This window comes from Teredinibacter purpureus, from assembly GCF_014217335.1.
GTDB classification, from domain to species: Bacteria; Pseudomonadota; Gammaproteobacteria; order Pseudomonadales; family Cellvibrionaceae; genus Teredinibacter; species Teredinibacter purpureus.
The window spans coordinates 252,796-268,260 of the sequence record NZ_CP060092.1; the positions used below are offsets into that span (position 1 = coordinate 252,796).

A 15,465-nucleotide genomic window follows, 5' to 3' on the forward strand; every position below is an offset into this window, starting at 1 on the left:
ATAAAATATTTAACGAAATAATTTATTTTTGCCGGTATTTTTTACAAAAACAAAGTTAAAACTACAACTTTTCAATACTTAAATATAAATACCCACTATTATTACCGTAATAGCCGGGAAGGTCATTCGCAAAAGCACAGAGTTCCCCCGTTATTAGCGGCTCAAAACATTCTAATTCGTTGCCAATTTTAAACGCTTCCTTTTCATTCTCGCCAATACACCCACAAAGTGTGAACCACTGCACATTCGGCCCGGTGACGCGCTTAAAGGATTCAGCCGCCGAAAAGGCCGCATTTTTAAAAAAGTTAAAATCAGCATCTTCCCGACTCCAGCCTTCCCCATCAACAGGTTTTAGCCCCGCGTCACGCCAACGTTTTTCCTGTAACCTAACCACTTTCAGCCGATACTTCTCACCTTTTTTAAGCACGACCCCTGTGTGGTTATAGTGTAAATGCGCAAATATTTTGGTTTCAACACCTTCACTCGTCGGTAATCTGAGATTCTTTTTATACGCCAGCTTGTGCTCAGAAAAACCAACGAACGCCTTCGTTTCACCATCGTTATAGACAATATTGTGCGCCGTATTACGCAACGATTCTGGCCGATAGTTACGATCACCGCCAATTCGCTCTGCAACCGACTCATGCAGTGTCGGCGTTGCATTTTTTTTAATGATGTTATCTTCTATAACACAACACACTCGATCTGTGAGCGTGACTTTAGATATCAATTTTGCTCGGCTTTGCTGGTGATTAACACCAAACACATTAGGATCTATTTGAACGTCGTCCATCCCAATTTTCTGCTTTGCGCCTTTTTTAAAAACATGTTCGTACTGAATATTAGCCGGCGATTTAAAAGCAATATTGCAATTAGGAAGATCTTCAAACCAATTTAAGAAAAAACGAAGTGTGCCATCGGACAAACCGTCAAAATTGTATCCACCGCCTACATCGGAGTGTGCGCCTGCAAACCATATTTCAGTCACACGATCATCCTTGTTCATTAAGGTAGGCTGGAACGCCTTCCGCTTATCATCCAGCGAAACAAGATGTAAAGCCGTTAGTACGTTTGAGGGCAAGGTATGATTGAATTCAAAAACAACTTCAGATTTCGGCCGATCTTTTTTGCTCAAATTAGGGATACCAATTGATGCAACCGTATCGAATACGCCTTCAATAATAATTTTTCGATCGCCGACCAAATCATTAATTAACGCAGCAAAGCGTCTTGCCAGGGCCGCGCCTCGACTAAACCCCGTGAGCACCACATAATCACAAGACTCAGAATAGTGCTCGTTAAAATCGGCTAGCGCTAGCCTAATAATCTTTTTAACATCCGTTGCGTTCGCAGCAAGGCCCGCGTTAAACTTTCGCTCGAAGAAATTACCGTAAGTACCTATTCCGTGATAATAAAATGTTCTAGAGCCTCCCTCTAGCGAAGTACTGCCTGTCTTTTCTTTCAGTGTACCGCCCAATAACAAGTGAAATTTCAATACATTTGTTATTCCGTTATCTTCAGGGTCACCTCGATGATTCTTGTCCTGAACGGCATCTTCTGGCGCGTTATTCGTTCCATCGAAATTAAAATAAAGTATTTTAGGCATGGTTAATATTCCTGATATAAAATGATTTAAGGTTTTTTACTACAGGCAAAAACAGGGCGAGTACGAACGTACGCCTACCACGCATTTTTTATACCGGTGAAAAAGGTGAATTTCAAGAATTTTTCGACTATGTTTCCATAACAACAGGAATTGGCGCTACCTCAACTCAAAAGCGCCTAATTAGCCCTACATAAGCACAGGTTTTTATAGGCGGCGATTTTCAAGGCTTTTTTGTTCGGCTGAATTAAAACTGCAAAAAGAACACTTATTGGTACACGACACATGAGCAGGCCTAAAGTACAACCGCCTCCCCATTGAAACCTTAGTTACCGTTTACTCGGGCTTCACCCCAACGCCGTAACGCGTAACAATAACGCGCTATTTTGTGGTCACAGGAAAATTGCTTTTCCAAACGGCCGTGAGACCAAGGCTTTCCTATCCAAAGCGATATACGTTGAAAGATACCAAAACTATACCGTAACTTAGGCTCACCCGCTAAATAGATAATGCGACTGGAATACCCTATCTGAGATATTCTCGCCAAGTCTTTTAACATTCCCGCTACTTTCTTTTGGTGTTCTGTCCCAATAAAGCGCACCGCCAAAGTAAAACCACTCCAGAGCAAGCCTGCAGCGTGAATCAAGGCGGGATTAGGTAGGAGTGGAACAGGATCTCGCGCATTAATAATGCGATAAATAGGCGTACGAATAGTGTCTTGGAAACCGGGCGGGCTTATCGCAGGAGCACCAAAGGTATAGGTACTACCACTGGAGTCATTCGCATAAAATTTCGTCGCGATATTGGCAAGTGCCCCACCTAGACTATGGCCTCCAATATAGAGTTGGCAATCTTTCACCTCTTCTAACAGGGCTTCCACCTTACTGTGGACGTCCATGAATTGCTGCCAAAAGCCTGAATGCACTTCCGCCGTTATCCCATTGAGTTCAGCTTTTGTCAAAACACCTCGAAGGCAGCTTTTGATGTCTCCTAGGCTTTCGGAACCGCGATAGATTAAATAGGCTGCGTTATCTTTTTTGGCAACAAAACCTTGCGTTTCATTCTCAGAAAAGGTGCCTACTAAAGTAAAACCGTGGTCCGTTAATATCGCCGAAAAAGATTGTTCCGCAGCAGAACGCAACATAGGAGCATCGCCCAACGTTATCGCGGCTATAGCAATGACTTTGGCTCGCAGCACGGTATTGTCAACCACATGCTCGACTTGCGCGGTAAAGTTTTCCAAATGATTCCCTCCTTCAAAGGGAAAGTAGGAAAGCCGCGATAACTCAGCCAGCAACCACGCTCGACGATCACTAAACGCCGCGCGACTGGACGGTGGGCTCATCAGGAGCTTGGATTGAAAATAATTTTCTGCATCATTGATCATTGCGCTTTTCCTTAACGAGGCAATCTAGTGAGTTACAAGCGTAACGCTCAAATATAGATGTACCACTATGGACGGTTAACCGTAGCAACTATTTTAAGCTCTAGCGCGTATAATTCCTAACACCGATTGACCCAATGTCAAGACCGATACCATCGCCCCATACAACATGACGCATTAAACAAAAGAATTAGTACAAGTAAGAGAGAGTATGACTATTATTTTTTCGGCGTTAAGTGTGCCCCCCATTAACGCCCCCAAAACCCACGTTCTTCATTTGTTGAGCGCATTAACGCCTTCCGCCTGCTCAACGGTTTTCACACCTGAGCGCTCGATCATTTTCACAATGGCCGACTGAACCACTTCATCTTCGCGCACGTCCATTTTACTGGTAAAACACTCTACCATTGCCTCTGCGCCCTCTTCCACGATATAAGTAAGGGAGACTTGTGCTGCAACCGCGGGAGTATCCCCGCTGTAGATGATCGTTAACATGGGATAGCCTTGAAACCCCATTTTAATTTTCTTAGCTATTCGTTTTTTAGACTTATCCAAGTTCATATTCTATTCCCTCAAAAAACTCGCGATTATTCATGTTGCAGCTCGGTCAATATTTGCTTAACAATGTCATGTTGAGCAAAACGTGTAGTGTAACCCTCTGACGTCGATGTTCCATCCCGACAACTTTGCTCAAAATACTTCCATAACGTGACTGCATTCAACCTTGCGGGGTTAGCATACTGAATGTCTCTATGGCTTATTGTACTATCGGTAGATTCAACACGTGCCTGTAGTTTGCGAAATACGTTTAAGGCTGATAACGCGTAGCCGCCAACATGCGCATTACATTCCCCAAATACATTATGGGTATAAAAATAAGTATTGAGCTCGTGATAAGATAGCCCATCCTCAATAACCGGTGGCGCCACCACCAGCGGGTGCTCATCAAGCACTAGAGCGGGAGCATAGGCGAACTCGACATCTTGAATTTTCAGTGAGCCTGTAGCAAAGACGATACCTGTCGCATAACCATTCGCGGCCACTCTTACAGGGTATTCATCTAAAGCATATCCCACCATCAGTAATGTTGGCTTTAACGAATAATCGGCTTCTATAGCATAAAGACCTTGCGCGTCGCTCCAGCCATCAGCCTCCGAAAATACACCAGGCAATTGTCTATCGAGGTTTTCAGCATTGTTGTCACTATGTCGTGCACGAATAGCCTTGGCTGCCCATGCGTTGTCTTCGTTTCGATGAATATACTGTATTTCAGCATTCGCAATTGGCTCTAAATTCGGCCATCCCACCACTTCCCCAGAAACATTGGGTGCGTCGTATATTTTCGTTATCGTTGGAATACATCCGCTCACACTTAAAACACCTATCAACAACCACATGTACTTTTTCATACGTTTCATTTTCACTCTTATTACCACTTAATTCGACACTAGTCAGCCGATATTCGCTTAAAACAAATGCCACTTCCAACCTAACCCAACGACACTCTAGGGAATGTACAAAGGAAGACAATTATGAACCCACTGCTCGTTTTGTTTCCATGCCTCACAGAAAAATGTAGTTATGGGTTCGAATACTTCTTCGCCACAGCATTCCGTCACTTCAATCGGCTCACCTAGCGTATCACTAAAACTCAGAGACACTTCGTATAATCCTGCCCTTCGCTGCGCACTAACCGACAGCGATCGAACGGTATAACAACCAAATACTGAACCACAGGCCATCTTAAATTGTGCCGCCACTGTCGGAGCAATTTCTCCGCTTTCCAATGAGAGTGATGAAGCATCACCCGCGAAATTACGGGCAGCCGCCATATATTGGCCTGACGCAAGGGTATCGTAAAATGTACGCACAAGCGCTTCTATTTGCTCGCTAGGCGCATCTGTAGGCACGCTCACGATCTCTAGCGGCGTCGGTAACGGTCGTTCTGCACAGCACACAGGCAAAGAACAGCCGGACAATACGGTAGTGCTCAATACTATTAGAAACACTATCTTCATCAATTCCACGCCTTTTCTCATCGGCCAAAAACCGCCAAATTCAACAGAATCAAAACCATTTTTCATCAATAAGTTCTCTCTATTCACAGCTATACCCTTGAACGGCTTCGTTCTTTGAGGAAGACCAATCCATAACAGAGCATCATACCAATACCCCCAACAAGGCAGGCCAGCCGGCCTGCGGGGCTCTCTAGCCTCAACACAAGCAGTACAGTGACGACAACGATAACAAGGCCCAACCATTTTACTGCGCGTGGTCCATAGAGACGGCCGATAATCATAATATTGGTGGTTAATAGGCCACCAGCGAGCAGTGTTATTGCCACCGCAAAGAGTGATTCCGACCACCACGTAAAACAGCCACTCGAAAAAAAGTAGCCATCGGGACACAGGTATTGCTCTAAAGCCCAGTAACCCCAAAAATAGAGCATACTGAAACCACTTTCGCAGGCCAGAACCACAAGAATAAAGCCAATACGATAAACACCGCCCACTAATCTAGCGCCTTGCTTTCCAACCTTTTCTACACCTGCTGTTCCGCTATTATGAGACACGCCTAATACACCTTTTCTCGCCATTCAGTTCACGTCCATTAGACGGACATCTCCACAGAATTTTCACCCATACCGAGAAAACTAAAGCCATTACCCTCCAGCGCCCTACATGCCGGCCCCAGCAACACTGGCTCGACACACCCATACTTGGAAAGACATTTGAGGTGGAGGTGCGAACTAAAAAATTGAGTCAATAAACACATCTACAACACGCGCAACAAGTGTCAACCCACGAACGCCAAAAACCCCTAAGTGAGCAACGTATCGAAACCCGGGATAAAACACTTAGCTTTACATCGCTCAGTATGGAAAAAAAGGGGGGGATGTTGCGAAAAGGCGATAAATGTTTTGCCCATAGCAAAAGGAAACATTTCGTGGGACTAATACAGCGGGCACATCCAACAACCTGTAGTTTCGTAAAAAGTAAAAAAAAGCATTGTTGATGGTATTAGGGAAGGACTAAAAAATTACTCTCGTTAAGCACCGACACTATAAAATCCTTATCAATAATACCGGCTAATACCGCGCCATTCCAAACAACACCCCTCTAGAGAATAGAATGCTAACCGTCCGTTCGAACCATTCTTAACGTATAGCCTGACGTGCGCTGTATTAGCGCATTGCCATCCGCAGAGAGCGAAAAATAGCTCTCGCCATTATCGTCCACAAGCACAAGATAATGTGAATAGCCTATTTTTTTTGAATATATTTTTTTAAATGCGTAGCGTATATTGTCGACATCAACATAATTTTTTCCAATCATTAGCATTTTATCGCTGTTGACGGACGACGTAAATACCGTAGGTGGAGACAGAATACGGGCGCCGTTATTCGGCTCTACCTTCGCCAATTTATAGTATCCTTCATAGCCATGGCCAGCGCTGCAGCCAGCCATAAAAAGGGCCATTGCAGCCCCCACAAATTGGGTTTTCATAAACGTCCATTCCTTGGATTATTGTTCATGTTGAACCACACAAGAACGCCTTTATGCCACTACAAAAATGACGATACGAAGAATCAGTTAACAAGTATAGTTCAAACCAACCATTCCATTAGTACGGTTATCCATGAGTACTCTTATGCAGTTGCGAGTAATTTTACCTAAAAACGCTATCCAACCAATTATTGCGCCTCTTTTACGGGCAAATGGGGAACCGCATCAATACGCACACGGCCCTTGAAGTGGGTTTTAGCGACACACGATAAACGTGTAACCTTGAAGAAAGTCGGCCAGCCTTACGCCTAATACCTTATTCGGCTAAGTAGCGTTCCCCTTCATAACATCTAAGCCTTTCGCTAGACGCATACCAGCCTATAGCGAGGTATACCGATCATAAAAGAGAACGTCCGCTCCAAAAAATAATGTCAACACCGCGCTATATCACAGTTCACATTATTTTCATTACCGCCTCTATCTGAGGCTCTGCTAAACTTAATCCTACACCAACCATCATAACCGGCTGATACCCACCCCGGATATTATTGATACCGTAATGATCCACTTCCTGCGTTCGTGTTATTGGCCTTTTTTTTCTCCCGCATTACGTCGCGGTTTACGCATTTTCTTTTTCCTTTCGAGCCTCCTCTTCCCCTCTCAAGCTGTCATTGCAGACACCATTATTGCGACCTACCCATTAGTGGCTGAAAAGGTTCAACAACAATTCGATACCTATTATTTAGCGCTTATGCGGCTTGCTCTGGACAAGTCAGGTGCCGACTACAAAATGATCCCCTACTCAATTACGCCTATAACAGAAAGCCGGAGTGAATATAATCTCAAGCATAATCGTTATAATATACATTGGCTTCACGCGTCACCTAAACGAGAGTCGGATCTCATTCCTATTCGAATCCCTTTATTTAAGGGCTTAAGCGGTTGGCGAATATTTTTTATACCTAAAGGCGATCAACCACGATTTAATCGTATTGAAAATGTGGATCAACTTCGCGTAATGTTAGCTGGGCAAGGCCATGATTGGCCAGACACAAAAATATTAGAAAACAATCAATTTCGTACAGAAACGTCAACCCAATGGTTAAGCCTTTTCAAAATGCTCACTATCCGCCGGTTCGATTACTTCCCTCGTTCAATTATAGAGATATGGCGAGAAGAGAATTTTTTTTCAAATCTGGATATTGATATCGACATTAATATCGAAATTGAACAAAGCCTCGCTCTTCATTATCCGACAGCTTATTATTTTTTTGTACGACAAGAAGATAGGGCGTTGGCCAACGCCGTAGAGAAAGGTTTAACCATAGCAATTGCTGATGGATCTTTTGATCAAATTTTTTACCACTATTTAGGCGAATCAATACGAAAAGCGAACCTCAACAACCGACATGTATTTCATATTCCCAATACTCAAATGACGTTCCCCACCGAAGAAAAACTATGGTATCAACCTCACGCGCCCATTAGTATTCCAACGGTTCAAGAGCACAATAACCCACACTAACCCCTATTCTTTTCTCTTTCCTACAATAACAGCATTCGTAGCGCTCCACCTTGCAGCCCAAAAATACCACTCACGAATTCCTTCTGCACCATTTTCTAGCCGGTGCCCCCCAACTCCGCTCTCGCGCATGCTCAGCAATGACGCCCTCCGCAAACAAAAACTCCCCAATGCTGTGCACAATAGCCTGCGAACGTATATTCGTCGATAAAAGGTATTTCCATGTAGGCCGTTGAAACATAGGGGGTTTTCCAAATTATTTTCAGTTGGCAGGAAAATTGCGATAGCCATTACACGTACTTGCAGGGCACGGCATTAGTTTTTAACGACTTGTTACTACGCACAATTTTATCGCACAAAAAAATCCGGGAACCCACGTTTTGCGGCGAGCGAATGTGAACACTGTTTTTTTACAACACGATTTTTGGGGGTTATACAATATGAACGACACCATCACTCAATTACATTTTTGGGCAAGGAGTACAGTTGCTGCAATCTCACTCTCTGCGCTTACAGTATTATCGCCGAATCTTTATGCAGAAGAGTTGGAACTAGAAAAAGATGAACTTACCTTTGGGTTTATCAAGCTCACGGACATGGCACCACTGGCCGTGGCCTATGAGCAAGGTTTTTTCGAAGATGAAGGTTTATTTGTGACACTTGAAGCACAAGCCAACTGGAAAGTGCTCCTTGATGGCGTTATTGATGGCGCACTCGACGGTGCGCATATGCTTGCAGGTCAACCGCTAGGTGCAACCATTGGCTACGGCACAAAGGCGCATATCGTTACCGCGTTTAGCATGGACCTTAACGGCAACGGCATCACGGTTTCAAATGACATTTGGAAACAAATGAAACCCAATATTCCCCTAAAGGATGGCAAGCCCGTTCACCCAATCAGTGCCAGCGCTCTGAAGCCGGTCGTTGACAAATATCGATCGGAAGGTAAACCTTTTAACATGGGTATGGTTTTCCCTGTATCAACGCATAATTATGAATTGCGTTATTGGCTAGCCGCAGGCGGTATAGATCCTGGTTACTATGGGCCAGGCGCTTCAGGTACTGTTGGTCAAATTTCTGCCGATACACTTCTTTCAGTTACACCACCACCACAAATGCCCGCGACACTCGAAGCTGGCACTATTTACGGTTACTGCGTGGGTGAACCATGGAATCAACAAGCCGTATTCAAAGGTATCGGCGTACCAGTAATTACCGATTACGAGATATGGAAAAATAATCCGGAAAAAGTATTTGGTGTGTCCAATAGCTGGTCACAAAAATACCCCAACACTCATATTGCCGTGGTTAAAGCACTCATACGTGCCGCTCAATGGCTGGATGAAAATGATAATGTAAACCGAGAAGAAGCCGTTAAAATCCTTTCACAACCGAACTATGTTGGGGCCGATCCAGACGTTATCGCAAACTCAATGACAGGCACATTTGAGTACGAAAAAGGCGATGTGCGTGAAGTACCCGACTTCAATGTTTTCTACCGTTACTACGCGACCTACCCATTTTATTCCGATGCCATTTGGTATCTCTCGCAAATGCGTCGCTGGGGACAAATTGGAGAAGACAAACCCGACAGTTGGTATCACGACATGGCTAAGAAAGTGTACAAGCCAGACATCTATATGCAGGCAGCACAATTGCTAATTGCGGAGAAAAAAGTTAAGAAAGAAGACTTTCCTTTCGGCTCCGATGGTTATAAACCACCCCAAAAAGAGTTTATCGATAACATCACCTTCAACGGTAAGAAACCAAATGATTACCTCGCACAATTTCCGATTGGTTTGAAAGCCGGTGAGACAGTTACGCCGTCAGGAATCACTAAGAAATAGATGTTAAGTCGTGGGCGGTAGTGCTCTACCGCCTTTACTTCTCTATACGATCACACAGGCTACCGTCAGTTTTATTTTTTACCAACGCCCTGTTTCAAATAAATTTAAATTACGCGACATCTATTATTCCGTTAAATGGGTTAACGACATGATGAACAAATTCATACACATACTACAGATTTCAGGCCTAACATGGTTCGTTCCGCTGGTACGATTAGTCTCTGGAGAAGACCCAAAAACACAAGCAAAAGAACTTTGGATGGTAATGGGCATTCCTATAATCGCATTTGTTGTATTTCTTGGGTTATGGGGTCAATTATCTAGCAAAGTCGTAACCAGTCTTGGTACTATTCCCGGCCCTACACAAGTCTATGAACAAGCAAAAGGCTTGTGGGCCGATCACCAATTTCAGCGCGAAAAAGAAGCTAAGTTTTATCAACGGCAAGAATTACGCAACGAAAAACTCGAAGCCGCCGGAAAACCCGAAAAAGTGAAATGGCGTACATATACCGGCGCGCCCACGTATATTGATCAAATATGGACAAGCATTCAAACTGTATTTATGGGGTTTTTGATCGCTACGCTTGTTGCCGTACCTCTCGGAATTTTTAGCGGCCTTAGCTCTACCTTCAATGCCGCCATGAACCCCATTATTCAGTTATTCAAACCCGTATCACCACTTGCATGGTTACCCATAGTCACAATGATTGTAAGTGCCACCTACGTCACATCGGATAATTCCTGGTTTAGCAAATCGTTTCTGAATTCTGCCATTACCGTAACCCTATGTTCTCTATGGCCCACCTTAATCAATACAGCACTTGGCGTGTCATCCATCGATAGAGATTTGATGAATGTAGGTAAAGTACTGCAATTGGGTTGGTTTACCAAGATAACCAAACTGGTATTGCCTTCGTCTCTCCCTCTTATTTTTACCGGGCTACGACTATCTCTAGGCGTTGGTTGGATGGTATTAATCGCCGCTGAAATGCTCGCACAAAACCCTGGACTTGGAAAATTCGTATGGGACGAATTTCAAAACGGCAGCTCTAATTCTCTCGGAAGGATAATGGTCGCCGTGCTCACCATCGGTATTATTGGTTTCTTGCTCGATCGCATTATGTTTACGCTGCAAAACCTTTTCACCTACAGCGAAAAGCGATAACAAGGAGTTTAAGAATGGCTTTATTAGAATTTAAAAAGGTAGGCAAGCACTACGGTAGCGGCAATAACCTTACGCCGGTACTAAAAGATATAAACTTATCGATAGAAGAAGGCGAGTTCGTTGCAATCGTTGGTTTTTCTGGTAGTGGCAAGACAACCTTAATATCCGCTATGGCGGGTTTACTTGCACCCGATTGCGGAGAGGTACTCTTCAAAGGGAAATCTATTACAGGGCCGAGCTCTAAACGCGGCATTGTTTTTCAAAACTATTCGTTAATGCCGTGGCTCACGGTATACGGCAACATTCAACTCGCAGTCGATACGGTATTTGGCTCATGGACGAAAAAAAAACGCGATAAACATATTCACCACTACATCAATATGGTGGGGTTATCTCACGCGGCCGATAGGCGGCCGGCCGAACTCTCCGGTGGCATGCGACAACGCGTTGCCGTTGCGCGCGCGTTGGCCATGCAGCCCGAGGTACTATTGCTAGATGAGCCTCTATCCGCACTCGACGCTCTCACTCGTTCAAAACTACAGGACGAAATGGAAGAGATTTCTCAGATAGAAAAAAAAACCATCGTACTGATTACCAACGATGTCGATGAAGCCATATTACTCGCTGATCGCGTCATTCCGCTCAACCCCGGCCCCAATGCTTCTCTTGGCCCAGAATTTATTGTTAATATTCCACGCCCTCGCGATCGTACTAAAATGAATAACAACGATACGTTCAAACTATTAAGAAAAGATATTACCGAGTACTTAATGAAGGTGGGCATGGAATCCGCCAATGCCGACGACTCATTTGTACTTCCCACCATCCAACCGAATACTGCGAGGCCTCCCACCAAGGAAGCGCTTCAGGCAGCACAAGCACCGACAAGCGAAATGCCAACGCTTCCCAATAAGGCAGCCGAAAAAGCGGCTATTCACCGCACAATTCATCTAGATAAATACGTTGAATTTTCCAAGGCGAGCAAAATTTATCCGACCCCAAAAGGGCCTCTAACGGTTGTCGAAGATTTCGATTTGAACTTACGAAAAGGTGAATTCATTTCGCTCATTGGCCATTCTGGTTGCGGAAAATCAACCGTTCTAAGTATGGTTGCGGGGCTAAACGATATTAGCGGTGGCGGTATAATTTTGGATGATACAGAAATTACAACGGCCGGTCCCGACAGAGGCGTAGTCTTTCAGGCGCCGAGCTTATTCCCGTGGCTAAGTGCTCGCCAGAACGTAAGTTTGGGTGTTGAGCGTGTCTATCCGCATGGCTCCAAAAAAGAGCGAAAGGAGATTGTCGAATATTATCTATCACGTGTTGGTTTAGCTGACGCAATGGATAAAAAAGCAGCCGAATTATCGAACGGTATGAAACAACGTGTGGGTATTGCACGCGCCTTCGCACTCTCACCAAAGCTACTCTTACTTGACGAGCCCTTTGGCATGCTCGATTCACTAACGCGATGGGAACTGCAGGAAGTATTAATGGAAGTATGGAAACGAACGCAAGTTACCGCCATATGCGTTACACATGATGTAGATGAAGCCATACTGCTGGCAGATCGTGTGGTTATGATGACCAATGGCCCGAACGCCACCGTGGGAAAAATAATGGCGGTAGATCTACCACGGCCACGCACCCGCAAGCAACTTCTCCAGCACCCCGATTACTACCGGTACCGAGAAGAGTTGCTCACCTTTCTTGAGGAGTGCGAGCACGAACAAGAGGACAAACCTAGCCCATTGCCAATACCCTCTGAAAACGTAAAGGTGCCAGAATTGGCGACGTCCACAAAGGCACACAACACCGCAGTGTGTGACGCTGTGGACGCATAAAACCAAGTAACCACAAACGCGCAGGCGCTTTTCCCTGTTACCACAAAAAGCGCCTGCGTTTTTACTGTTGTTAGATTTTCAAAGATTGTTTAAATCGTTACTGCGCGGGCTTGCACTCAATAATTCAAGCGCTTTGATCATTGACTACCCATTAAAATTGCCACTCTCCGCCAAGCAGTAACTCTCGCCCTCGGTTTGGTAGGCCTTCGCTGAAAGGTGCCCCAACGGGTGGGGTAAAATAATCATTCCCTGCAATGTTTTTTACTTGAAGAAAAATATTCCATTGTTCCGACAAGCCATACTGTACTTTTCCATTAAGCACCCAATAAGTGTCGAGTGATACTTGATCGCCACCCATACCATAGAACGCTCTGTTTCCTCGGTACACCGCGCTTACATTTGCATTCCACGATTGCCGTTGGTAATTAATAACGCCACTGGCCAGCACCCCAGCTTCACGCAATGAATTTTCAGGTTTATTTAGTAACCGGGTATACGTACCTTTTAATAACCACTCTCGATTGAGTTCATGAGATATTTCAAACTCTATCCCTTTCGAAAACTCATCACCGTCTATATTGCGATATTCTAACTGGCCACCACTACCCGCCACCAATTCAATACTATCTTGAAAGCGGTTTTCAAAATATCCCCATGTCAGCTCCGTATGTTGCCACTGACCATAGCCGATTAATTCCCAGGTATTTACCGTTTCGGGAGTGACACTTAGGTTGCCCACGGCCGGAGCATTCACTAAGTTCAATTCATTTTCGGCCGGTGCTCGAAAGGCTTCACCGTATAATAATTTGAGGCTATAGGAATCACCAAACTCTTGTACTAGCCCTATTCTTGGGCTCACTTGCTCACCGATCTCGTCAAACCGATCGTAGCGCAACCCAAACGTAAGGTGTGATTTTTCCCAAAGGTCACGTTGATACTGGCTATAGGCACCCCAAATATTCCGTGACGTAGCTAGTTGCGCAACCGATACAATAGAAACGTCGTCTGAATAACGGATGGGTAACTCATTACGCCCAAGCGCGCCTAAATCGAAATTCGCTTTACCCGTTAGCTCCGGCACATCCAAATGTCTAAACTCAAACCCGAATTGTAAATTTGCGTCCGCCGCTAGCGTCCAATCTACGTGCCACTGCGCTCGCGACTCACTAAAGCCCTCAAAGAAGCCCCGCTGTATCAACGGCTCAGCGCTACTCGGCTCACTTATAAGCTCGAAAGCAGAAGGCGGGCTGCGTTGCATACGTACATCGGTAGTTGAATAACTGTGCCCTAGCCACACATATGATTCAAGGCTGTGCCATGAGAACGCTTGTTTTAACGACAGCGAGGCCAATGAGGACTTACGGTAATTAATGCCGTTAGCAGGGCTCGTAATGCTCACAAAATTGTCAGCCTGATTTTCGCTGTATTGCGCCTGAATGAGAGTGTCGTACCACTGGTACTTAAGATTAAATTCCGCCCGCTGCCGAGGGTCATCGGTATTGGCATACCCAGAATTAAAGATATCCGGCACGGTATAATCTTCACCGGAATCGGCTTCAACATTTCCGTAAAAATCTAAATGCCCGCCCAATAAACGCTTCGACGCGAATGCATAGGCATTTTTTCGATTGAAGCTACCTACGCTTGCACCCACTCGATTAACGCCCGAGCGGCTCACAATATTAATAACACCCATCATGGCATTGGAGCCATAAATAGCCGCACCAGGGCCACGAATAAACTCAACCGTCTCGATTTGCTTAAGAGAAAAGGAAGGCACAACAACCGCAGCGCCATTGGATCGTGCATCGTCAATACGGTGTCCATCGAGCATAATCAGAATTTCAGCACTCGGCACACTGACTCTACGACCACGTGAAGAGTAGGGGTAATCTAAGGGGGTACCGTTAGAACGATAGGCTTGAAAGCCGGGCACCAAGTTCATGAGTTCGTCCAGCGTATCGAGGCCCAGCAATTTTATTTGGGCCTGACTAAACACGGTTACCGCTGTAGGCACTTTTTTTAGGGATTCAGAGGTAAGCGTGGCGCCACGCACTTTAATCTGCATAAGTTCAGCCAAAGAAAGGTTGAATATGCCAAGATCATCCAGTTGTGCTTTTGCTGGCTGAACGCTCATCATCCCTGCCACAAGCAGAATCACCGATGTTTTAATTATACGATCCACACCCTAGCCTCGTCAGTTGCACCTGCCTATCCACCCATGTTAATTAAGTTTATATCCTCACGGCAACGCAAACCTCTACAGAGTTTAGTCCATGAGAGTATTTAACGGCAAAGACTCGTGTATTTCCTGCACTACCGTCACCCTAGAACCTCTCCTTACTCATTCATCAAGAGTTTCTAACCCCCACAACACAACACGCGAAGCAGCGTTAGCACGCAAATTTGGCGCGAACTTCATTTAGCAAACCCGACTATTGCCTGCCGCTCTCATAGCGCCACCGTTAACATTCGAAAAATTTACCCAACCTTAAGATATCTTACGACTACTCGATATTTACCTACCCCTTACTCTCTATCGAAAACTAGCCGAAAGTCACCCATCAGCTCCCTACACAACCCCTAATGGCCGTCCT

At 45.0% G+C, this 15,465-nt stretch carries 12 protein-coding genes; 4 read left to right on the forward strand and 8 right to left on the reverse strand.

From position 1 onward, the window contains the following. Positions 1 to 61: 61 nt before the first annotated feature. The 7 genes from H5647_RS00990 to H5647_RS01020 form a co-directional block, all read right to left on the reverse strand. Positions 62 to 1,606 carry a phospholipase effector Tle1 domain-containing protein gene (locus H5647_RS00990; protein WP_045855646.1) on the reverse strand — a complete coding sequence of 515 codons (1,545 nt, stop codon included), beginning with the start codon at positions 1,604 to 1,606 and terminating at the stop codon, positions 62 to 64. Positions 1,607 to 1,928: 322 nt separating this feature from the next. Next, positions 1,929 to 2,990 carry a lipase family protein gene (locus H5647_RS00995; RefSeq protein ID WP_045855647.1) on the reverse strand — a complete coding sequence of 354 codons (1,062 nt, stop codon included), beginning with the start codon at positions 2,988 to 2,990 and terminating at the stop codon, positions 1,929 to 1,931. Positions 2,991 to 3,260: 270 nt separating this feature from the next. Continuing rightward, a complete protein-coding gene (locus H5647_RS01000) occupies positions 3,261 to 3,548 on the reverse strand; it encodes a hypothetical protein (RefSeq protein WP_045855648.1) in 288 nt (95 codons plus the stop codon). Positions 3,549 to 3,574: 26 nt separating this feature from the next. Further along, positions 3,575 to 4,405: a hypothetical protein gene (locus H5647_RS01005; protein ID WP_045855649.1), complete on the reverse strand. Its 831-nt coding sequence runs from the start codon at positions 4,403 to 4,405 to the stop codon at positions 3,575 to 3,577. An 87-nt stretch (positions 4,406 to 4,492) separates the two neighbouring features. Further along, positions 4,493 to 5,092: a hypothetical protein gene (locus H5647_RS01010; RefSeq protein ID WP_162926257.1), complete on the reverse strand. Its 600-nt coding sequence runs from the start codon at positions 5,090 to 5,092 to the stop codon at positions 4,493 to 4,495. A gap of 2 nt (positions 5,093 to 5,094) precedes the next feature. Then, entirely contained in the window at positions 5,095 to 5,583 is a 489-nt protein-coding gene (locus H5647_RS01015) for a hypothetical protein (protein ID WP_045855651.1), read from the reverse strand. A gap of 538 nt (positions 5,584 to 6,121) precedes the next feature. Further along, on the reverse strand, positions 6,122 to 6,493 hold the full coding sequence (locus H5647_RS01020; RefSeq protein WP_045855652.1) for a hypothetical protein: 372 nt from the start codon (positions 6,491 to 6,493) through the stop codon (positions 6,122 to 6,124). A 559-nt stretch (positions 6,494 to 7,052) separates the two neighbouring features. Between H5647_RS01020 and H5647_RS01025 the strand changes: the two genes are divergently transcribed. The 4 genes from H5647_RS01025 (at position 7,053) to H5647_RS01040 (ending at position 12,868) form a co-directional block, all read left to right on the forward strand. Next, positions 7,053 to 8,018 carry a type 2 periplasmic-binding domain-containing protein gene (locus tag H5647_RS01025; protein ID WP_052691792.1) on the forward strand — a complete coding sequence of 322 codons (966 nt, stop codon included), beginning with the start codon at positions 7,053 to 7,055 and terminating at the stop codon, positions 8,016 to 8,018. Positions 8,019 to 8,455: 437 nt separating this feature from the next. Beyond that, the gene (locus H5647_RS01030) at positions 8,456 to 9,862 is read left to right on the forward strand and encodes a CmpA/NrtA family ABC transporter substrate-binding protein (RefSeq protein ID WP_045860933.1); all 1,407 of its coding nucleotides are present in this window, start codon (positions 8,456 to 8,458) and stop codon (positions 9,860 to 9,862) included. Between the two features lie 151 nt (positions 9,863 to 10,013). After that, positions 10,014 to 11,027: an ABC transporter permease gene (locus tag H5647_RS01035; RefSeq protein WP_045860934.1), complete on the forward strand. Its 1,014-nt coding sequence runs from the start codon at positions 10,014 to 10,016 to the stop codon at positions 11,025 to 11,027. A gap of 14 nt (positions 11,028 to 11,041) precedes the next feature. Further along, positions 11,042 to 12,868, forward strand: a complete 1,827-nt coding sequence (locus tag H5647_RS01040; protein WP_045855653.1) for an ABC transporter ATP-binding protein — start codon at positions 11,042 to 11,044, stop codon at positions 12,866 to 12,868. A 151-nt stretch (positions 12,869 to 13,019) separates the two neighbouring features. Here the strand turns inward: H5647_RS01040 and H5647_RS01045 are convergent, their stop codons facing one another. Continuing rightward, entirely contained in the window at positions 13,020 to 15,053 is a 2,034-nt protein-coding gene (locus H5647_RS01045; protein WP_045855654.1) for a TonB-dependent receptor plug domain-containing protein, read from the reverse strand. Between the last annotated feature and the right edge of the window lie 412 nt (positions 15,054 to 15,465).

What these genes read in the sequence shown, in the direction of transcription:
- H5647_RS00990 (WP_045855646.1), bottom strand. Translation starts at nt 1,606, where the DNA reads ATGCCTAAAATACTTTATTTTAATTTCGATGGAACGAATAACGCGCCA.
- H5647_RS00995 (WP_045855647.1), bottom strand. Translation starts at nt 2,990, where the DNA reads ATGATCAATGATGCAGAAAATTATTTTCAATCCAAGCTCCTGATGAGC.
- H5647_RS01000 (WP_045855648.1), bottom strand. Translation starts at nt 3,548, where the DNA reads ATGAACTTGGATAAGTCTAAAAAACGAATAGCTAAGAAAATTAAAATG.
- H5647_RS01005 (WP_045855649.1), bottom strand. Translation starts at nt 4,405, where the DNA reads ATGAAACGTATGAAAAAGTACATGTGGTTGTTGATAGGTGTTTTAAGT.
- H5647_RS01015 (WP_045855651.1), bottom strand. Translation starts at nt 5,583, where the DNA reads ATGGCGAGAAAAGGTGTATTAGGCGTGTCTCATAATAGCGGAACAGCA.
- H5647_RS01020 (WP_045855652.1), bottom strand. Translation starts at nt 6,493, where the DNA reads ATGAAAACCCAATTTGTGGGGGCTGCAATGGCCCTTTTTATGGCTGGC.
- H5647_RS01025 (WP_052691792.1), top strand. Translation starts at nt 7,053, where the DNA reads ATGATCCACTTCCTGCGTTCGTGTTATTGGCCTTTTTTTTCTCCCGCA.
- H5647_RS01030 (WP_045860933.1), top strand. Translation starts at nt 8,456, where the DNA reads ATGAACGACACCATCACTCAATTACATTTTTGGGCAAGGAGTACAGTT.
- H5647_RS01035 (WP_045860934.1), top strand. Translation starts at nt 10,014, where the DNA reads ATGAACAAATTCATACACATACTACAGATTTCAGGCCTAACATGGTTC.
- H5647_RS01040 (WP_045855653.1), top strand. Translation starts at nt 11,042, where the DNA reads ATGGCTTTATTAGAATTTAAAAAGGTAGGCAAGCACTACGGTAGCGGC.